At 39.0% G+C, this 6,963-nt stretch carries 9 protein-coding genes; 5 read left to right on the forward strand and 4 right to left on the reverse strand.

The window, feature by feature from the left end:
* Nucleotides 1–272: 272 nt before the first annotated feature.
* Nucleotides 273–1,073 carry a sporulation protein YunB gene (gene yunB / locus ABES03_RS21200; protein WP_430120416.1) on the forward strand — a complete coding sequence of 267 codons (801 nt, stop codon included), beginning with the start codon at nucleotides 273–275 and terminating at the stop codon, nucleotides 1,071–1,073.
* A gap of 24 nt (nucleotides 1,074–1,097) precedes the next feature.
* Here yunB and ABES03_RS21205 read toward each other — a convergent pair whose 3' ends face one another.
* On the reverse strand, nucleotides 1,098–2,090 hold the full coding sequence (locus ABES03_RS21205; protein ID WP_430120418.1) for a M23 family metallopeptidase: 993 nt from the start codon (nucleotides 2,088–2,090) through the stop codon (nucleotides 1,098–1,100).
* Between the two features lie 182 nt (nucleotides 2,091–2,272).
* On the opposite strand from ABES03_RS21205, the gene lipA reads away from it, so the two are divergent.
* On the forward strand, nucleotides 2,273–3,190 hold the full coding sequence (gene lipA / locus ABES03_RS21210) for a lipoyl synthase (protein ID WP_430120420.1): 918 nt from the start codon (nucleotides 2,273–2,275) through the stop codon (nucleotides 3,188–3,190).
* A gap of 48 nt (nucleotides 3,191–3,238) precedes the next feature.
* Here lipA and ABES03_RS21215 read toward each other — a convergent pair whose 3' ends face one another.
* A complete protein-coding gene (locus ABES03_RS21215; RefSeq protein WP_430120422.1) occupies nucleotides 3,239–3,892 on the reverse strand; it encodes a YhcN/YlaJ family sporulation lipoprotein in 654 nt (217 codons plus the stop codon).
* A gap of 113 nt (nucleotides 3,893–4,005) precedes the next feature.
* Here ABES03_RS21215 and ABES03_RS21220 point away from each other — a divergent pair, with 113 nt between their 5' ends.
* Nucleotides 4,006–4,281: a YutD family protein gene (locus ABES03_RS21220; protein WP_430120430.1), complete on the forward strand. Its 276-nt coding sequence runs from the start codon at nucleotides 4,006–4,008 to the stop codon at nucleotides 4,279–4,281.
* Nucleotides 4,282–4,325: 44 nt separating this feature from the next.
* Here the strand turns inward: ABES03_RS21220 and ABES03_RS21225 are convergent, their stop codons facing one another.
* The gene (locus tag ABES03_RS21225) at nucleotides 4,326–4,610 is read right to left on the reverse strand and encodes a cytosolic protein (protein ID WP_430120424.1); all 285 of its coding nucleotides are present in this window, start codon (nucleotides 4,608–4,610) and stop codon (nucleotides 4,326–4,328) included.
* Nucleotides 4,611–4,666: 56 nt separating this feature from the next.
* Nucleotides 4,667–4,933 carry a DUF3055 domain-containing protein gene (locus ABES03_RS21230; RefSeq protein ID WP_335532747.1) on the reverse strand — a complete coding sequence of 89 codons (267 nt, stop codon included), beginning with the start codon at nucleotides 4,931–4,933 and terminating at the stop codon, nucleotides 4,667–4,669.
* A gap of 186 nt (nucleotides 4,934–5,119) precedes the next feature.
* Between ABES03_RS21230 and ABES03_RS21235 the strand changes: the two genes are divergently transcribed.
* Both ABES03_RS21235 and ABES03_RS21240 read left to right on the forward strand, forming a co-directional pair.
* Nucleotides 5,120–6,421 carry an EAL domain-containing protein gene (locus ABES03_RS21235; RefSeq protein WP_430120426.1) on the forward strand — a complete coding sequence of 434 codons (1,302 nt, stop codon included), beginning with the start codon at nucleotides 5,120–5,122 and terminating at the stop codon, nucleotides 6,419–6,421.
* An 18-nt stretch (nucleotides 6,422–6,439) separates the two neighbouring features.
* Complete coding sequence (locus tag ABES03_RS21240; RefSeq protein ID WP_430120428.1) at nucleotides 6,440–6,877, forward strand: DUF86 domain-containing protein; 438 nt, start codon at nucleotides 6,440–6,442, stop codon at nucleotides 6,875–6,877.
* Nucleotides 6,878–6,963 lie beyond the last annotated feature (86 nt).

A 6,963-nucleotide genomic window follows, 5' to 3' on the forward strand; every position in this document is an offset into this window, starting at 1 on the left:
CGTGGCAAGGGGAAAAGTGCGCCAACGGTAAATAGAAGAAAGTTCTAATGCGCATAGCAAGGTTGCCTGGCTACTAAAGGCTTAGGATTTTTTTACGCTTACGTGCGAATAAATCTCTGTCCGCGCTCCGCAAAATCGACCAGACTTCTTGTTTGGTACCGTCCAAGGCGATTGAGTTTTTCTTATCTGTATCAGATACTCTGAACAAAGGATTTTAATTGGGCTAGTTCACCTTTTCCTTGCATACATATAGCATGAAGGGGTGATTGTTCTTGAGAAAATTACGCCGGCGTCTTCCTAAGCGTGGACCGCTGCCTTTCCGATATGTCATGCTACTGACCTTTGTTTTTTTTCTGTTTTCAACTGCCACTGGCTTATGGCTTGTTAATAAGGGGATCGAGCCCACCTTAATGCGATATGCTGAATCAGAAACGCGGAATATTGCTTCTCTTGTCATTAATCGTGCCATTACCAAGCGAACAACAAATGTGGGGGATAATAATGAGGTTATTAAAATCCTCCCGAGTAGCAATGGAACAGGGGAAAATGCTCAATTAAATACAGATTTAATCAATCGTGTGTTAGCTGAAACTACTGCACAAATTCAAAAGAATTTAAAAACAGCCAAAAGGGGCGAAATTTCCTTACTAGAAACGGATGTTGAAATCGAAACGGAAAATACGGAAAAGGATGATGGAATTGTCTGGTATGTACCATTAGGGCAAGCAACGAATATTTCCCTGTTGGGGAATATTGGACCGAAAATACCAGTCAAATTTCATGCCATTGGTGAAGTGGAACCGGATGTCCATATCCAAACAAAGGAAATGGGGATCAATAATACATGGGTGGAGGTTTCTGTAGATATACAAGTGTCCGTTCAGATTATTACTCCGTTTGCAACGAAAATTACCAAATTAAAACAAAGCATACCTGTAGGTGGATCGTTGGTCCATGGGGAGGTTCCACAATTCTACAATGGCGGTGGAGGAAGCATCACTCCATCTATTCAAGTACCAGAAAAGAATACCGACACCAAAACTAAATCCGAAACGAAAAAGTCCGGAAAGTAGAAAGAGGCTGATTAGGGTCAGCCTCTATTTTTTTCTTATACTTATCCGTTCCAGACGTTTCCATTTGGCTAAATGTGGATAAGGGTCAAACGACCATTCGGTTATTCCATTGTCTTTATACATACCATAATGTAAGTGCGGAGGGAATTTTCCTGAGGTTCCTGGCGGGCCGTATCCAGAGCTTCCAACACCACCAATGACCATTCCTGGCTCTACAATCTGCCCAACTTTTAAATCCTTAGCAAACCCGCTTAAATGGGCGAAGTAATGATACGTATTATTAATATCACGAATACCGATTCTCCAGCCGCCAAACTTATTCCAGCCCTTCATTTCAATAATGCCATAGTTGGTAGCTCGAACAGGAACGCCGTAGCCTGCAAAAATATCCGTTCCTTCGTGAATTCTTCTCCCACCCCAACCTCTTGCATCTCCCCAAGTACTTCTATAGCTATGATTGCTACGAATAGGTACTGGGAATACTTGAGTATCTAAATTAAGCCGTCCAAAGTGGCGATATATTTTTGCCTTACCAGCAATAATTCCGACCGTTTTATCACGATGGTAGTAATTCCATAGTCCAATCTTTATATTATCAGGATCAACACCGTAAGAAAGAAGATAATGGGCAAATGCATATAAAACATCCTCATCGCTTTTAAAGCTTGCTTTTCCATCACCATCCCCATCCACACCCATTCCATTGAAAAACTGGATAGCAGCAGGGTTTTCTTCTTCCGAGTTTGGATTGGTCAGTCCGGCCCACTCCTCAGGACGAAAGTAGATTCCGATTACACTATCTGGTTTAGGCAAGTCTTTGCGTACCTGTCGGATGCTTCTTTCGTATTGATCAATGGCTGCTAAATAATACCATGGAATTTGTGTGACCGTTTCAACCTTTTTATATAATTTCATTCTTTCCTTATATGGATCGGGTTCCTCCGCATGAGCATTCCTTACTGCAAAAGAAGAGGTGAAGAATAAAAGGAAAGTACCAATAATCAGAACAGCCCGCAACAGGAATCCTCCTTCCCAATTAATGTACAAGTTTAGTTTATGGATATTGAGTCATTTCATTATGGCTAATAATTGGTAATATAATAAAAAACTCCTTGCTTGTCGTTCCTTTTCTAGTATGGTAAAGTGACAAAGAAGAACTCACTCACCATACATACTAATGGGATTCAAGGGGTGTCATAATGAGTAAAAAAGAAGAGATTCTACGAAAGCCTGACTGGCTAAAAATAAAGCTAAATACCAATGAGTCATACACAGGGTTAAAGAAAATGATGCGTGAAAAAAATCTTCATACAGTTTGTGAAGAGGCCCGTTGTCCTAATATTCACGAATGCTGGGCAGTAAGACGTACAGCAACCTTTATGATTCTAGGTGATACATGTACGCGCGCATGCCGTTTCTGTGCGGTTAAAACCGGTTTACCAACTGAATTAGATTTGCAAGAGCCTGAAAGAGTGGCCGACTCCGTTCAATTAATGAACTTAAAACATGTGGTAGTTACAGCCGTTGCACGTGATGATTTAAAGGACGGTGGGGCAGCTGTTTTTGCTGAAACGGTTCGTGCCATTCGTCGTAAAAACCCATTCACTAGTATTGAAGTACTTCCTTCTGATATGGGTGGGAAAGAAGAAAATCTACAACTATTAATGGATGCGAAACCAGATATCCTTAATCACAATATCGAAACCGTTAGACGCTTAACACCAAGAGTGAGAGCTCGCGCTAAATATGATCGCTCGCTTGAGTTCCTCCGTCGTGCGAAAGAAATGCAGCCAAGCATTCCAACTAAATCAAGTTTAATGATTGGCATCGGAGAAACAAAAGAAGAAATCTTGGAAGTAATGGATGATTTAAGAGCGAATCATGTAGATATTATGACGATAGGTCAGTATTTGCAGCCGACGAAAAGTCATCTAAAGGTTGAGAAGTATTATAGCCCTGATGAATTTAAGGAATTACAGCAGATTGCCATCAGTAAGGGCTTTAGCCATTGTGAAGCAGGTCCACTTGTCCGTTCCTCTTACCATGCAGATGAACAAGTGAACGCAGCAGCGAAACACAAGCAATTACTTGGTGAGAAAGAAGCCAAGGAAGCATAAAAAGTGGGAAGAGAGAGGTTGACGGATGTCAACCTCTCTCTTGTAGTTTTAACGCTTATGCATATTAATCCTTTTGATATCCATATCATCAGGCGTTTCACCATTTTCGTTTTCGCTGTCACTCAAACGCATACCCTGAGGGGATTTTTTCATTTGTGTGATCAGTTCAGTAACGGCATGACGGGCATTGCGGCTTGTAGAGTCAAGATTGGCTAAATTTTCAACATCGCGCATTAGCGCTTTATTATCCGTTACATATACGTGATAGTATCTTGGAACGACTGAAAATGCGGTTTTCTTCACCTGGTCAGCAGTCATATTCCGATCTTTTGAATCGGTAACATAGGCAATCAACACTTCTTGATCAGTAACAAGTGTGGCTGCGTCATTAACGTTAGGAACATTTACACTATATTTACTAATAATATTGGCAAGCTGTTCACGGTCTAACGCTGTATAGCCATCATTAGCCGTGTTATCATTCATAATGGGGCTCTTCTGATGACGGACAAATCCATAATTGTCGCTAACATTACGAACTCCTCGGCTTGCGCCTTCATTGTAGAGTTCATGTCGTTTATTATTAACATTAATGGTATTTCCGCTTTCTTCATATACATCTCGATTTCCCGTATCCTTTGTGCACCCAGTTAATGCAGTTATAGTACATAATCCAGCGATTACGATTAATTTTTTCAACATAAACACCTCCTTTTATTAGAATGGCCAATGTTACGTTTTTTTTTCTTAGTAATTGATGGTGAATCGGTTATAATGGATAGTAGGAAATGGCTGGGATAACTGAGGTGAATAATATGATCGTAATAAACAATATCTTTTATGAAATTCTCCAGGAATATCGGGATGGGTATAATGAAGAGGCCTTTAAATCAAGGTATAGCGATATTTTATCTAGGTATGATTATATTGTAGGAGATTGGGGATATGGGCAGCTGCGCCTGAAAGGGTTCTTTGATGACCAAAACCAAAAAGCTACTTTTGATACAAAAATTAGCACGTTAAGTGAGTACCTTTATGAATATTGCAACTTTGGCTGTGCATACTTTGTATTGAAAAAAGTGAAAAAATAAAGAGGTCGACTTGTGTCAACCTCTTTTTACTTTTCCATTGGTTTTTATTCATTATAGGGAGCCTGTTTGTCTGTTTCAGGGTCATCATGTGGCGGGTGTGCCCCGTCCATCTGTCTAGGCAAATCTTCATGGAGTGATTTATATTCATAATTAAATGCACTGTAGTAGCGCTGTCCTTTTTCCCAAGGGGTGCTTTTATTCTCAACAGGAGCATTTTTACCCCTCGGAGATCCGTAAGCGCCTTCTGGAAGATCCTCTACCGTTAAGAAGTTCCTTTGAGCTTCCACATTCGAGAAATCATTATACTGCTCAGAATCTTTATCTGCCATGATGAACACACTCCTTTACCCCCTATTATTTGAAAAAAAGTGTGTATTTATGAAACTTAAATTAACTCCATCAAAAAGCCGCGTAATTCCTCGGCATCTTCTTCACTTAACTGAAAAGCATATTCTAAATATCCCTCTTCTTGTAAATCATCCAATCCAATAATAGCAAAGCGGTTTCCTTGCATATCAAGGACCAAATGCTTTCCATAATGACGGTCACTTTGGACAATAGCTAAATCAAATCGCTGGTTTTCTCCAACAAAGCTAACAAATCTTGTTTTCGTATTTTCTGTATCATCGTATAGGAAAAAGCGTTCTTTCATGAAATGGTCTCCTTTAATTAAAACTGACATCTTCTATATAGTAACAAATAAATGGGACGGAGGGGAGTAAAGAATATTCCGTGATTTTTTACTAGAAATTTATGGTTAAAAAAAACACGAATGATGTCAAATTATGCTACAATATACGTAAATCATGTATGTTGGCTTCTGAGAGGGATGAATTTAATGGTCCGTCGGTACAAAGAAAAGGTCAAAAGTGTATTGAAATGGGGAAAGATTGTCTTACCTCTCTCATCCATGCGCTTTTATCCTCCCCAATTTATAGTAAGAAATCCTGTGTTAGAAGGGGTAAAAGCTACTTTTCAAGAAGGACACGAGGTAGCTGTTGTTTTCTTTCATTTAAATGATATGAGTGAATTATTAGAGCAATTAGGACAGTCCCAAAGCCATCATTTTATCAAACATACAAAAAAATTCTTTCGCTTGGCTGTGGAGAAAGAAATAGACAAGCAAGATGTGATTACCCTTGATGATTTTTACGGCGATGGACTAACGTTATACATAAAAGTAGATTATACACGTCATTCTCTCTCTGAGATTGATTTAGCGATGAGGAAAATAGTTTATAGCGTGGAGCATAGCCTGCATATGGCTTATCCTTACCTACAGCCAATGTTTAAGACTGGCTATATGTTTGTAGAAAAAAAACATTTATCCATTCAGGATTCAATTGGAAGAGCTCAAAGACAGGCTATTGCCATGGCTGAAAAACGCGTGAAATCTGAATTTAATGAAATGGTTTACTTAATGAAAAGGATTATTTCAAAAAAAGATATAAAATTATTAGCACAACCAATCATAGACGTGGCTACGAAAGAAGTACGCGCGTGGGAGATGCTCACCCGTGGTCCAACAGGGTCGGTTCTCGAAAGCCCTTTACCGTTGTTTTCGGTAGCAAGGCAAACAGGCTTGCTATATGACTTAGAAATGATTGTGTTAGAAAAGGTGCTTGAACAAATAAAAGCTGCCAAGTGCAGGAAAGATATATTTGTGAACTGTACACCGCTCACGCTTGGAAATATCCGTTTTACCCGCGATCTTAAAAAGTTAATGCAGCAATATAAAGAAATACCCCCTCGTCAGATTACCATTGAGGTAACGGAAAATGATTCAATTGAAGGCCTGAAAAACTTTATCTATAATATAAAAATGCTGCGCTTAATGGGTTATAAAATTGCTATGGATGATACGGGTGCTGGGTATTCTAGTTTGAGTATTATTAGTGACATCATGCCAGATATTATTAAAATTGATCGTTCAGTTATACAAAATATAGATAAAAATTCCATTAAAGAATCCATGCTAAAAGGGTTGATGCTAGTAGCTAGGGAAGCGGGCTCCCTAGTTGTAGCGGAAGGAATCGAAAATGAAAACGAGGCATCCGTACTAACAAGAAACAATGTGGACTTGGCACAAGGGTATTTTTATGCACGACCTACAGCGTTGGTATCAGCTATTGCAACTTAGAAAAAGGAGTGGGACCCTATGTATTTTGTAGACAGGGAAAAAATAGAAGCAACATTAATTTATTTAGAAGAACTCATTCACCTCTTTTCACAGCAAAAAAATTGGTCATCATCCTTAGAAAAAGCGGCTTTAGAACGATTAAATCAAATGATGATTGAGTCAGTTTTAGATGTTGGAAATGCAATGATTGACGGATTTATCATGCGTGATCCTGGAAGCTATGAAGACATTATCGATATCTTAGTCGATGAAAAAGTCATTACGGCTAAAACAGGAGAAAGTTTAAAAATTCTTATTCACTATCGTAAAAACCTTGTACAGGACTATATTAGTATCGATCATATAGAGCTTAACAAGCAGTTTTCAGCCTATCTTCATGAATTGGTCACTTTCGTAGCAAATGTTCGGGAGTATCTAGCCAATGAACTAGGGCCTGTTTCTGCATTTAAAAACTAATTAGAGGTTGACGCAGTCAACCTTTTTCTTTTTACATAATAAGAAAGTTTAAAATTCGACTTCGAGAACTGTCCAGCTCCAGCGCC

Origin of the sequence: Neobacillus rhizosphaerae (genome assembly GCF_050477885.1) — a bacterium.
Lineage (GTDB): Bacteria > Bacillota > Bacilli > Bacillales > Cytobacillaceae > Neobacillus > Neobacillus rhizosphaerae_A.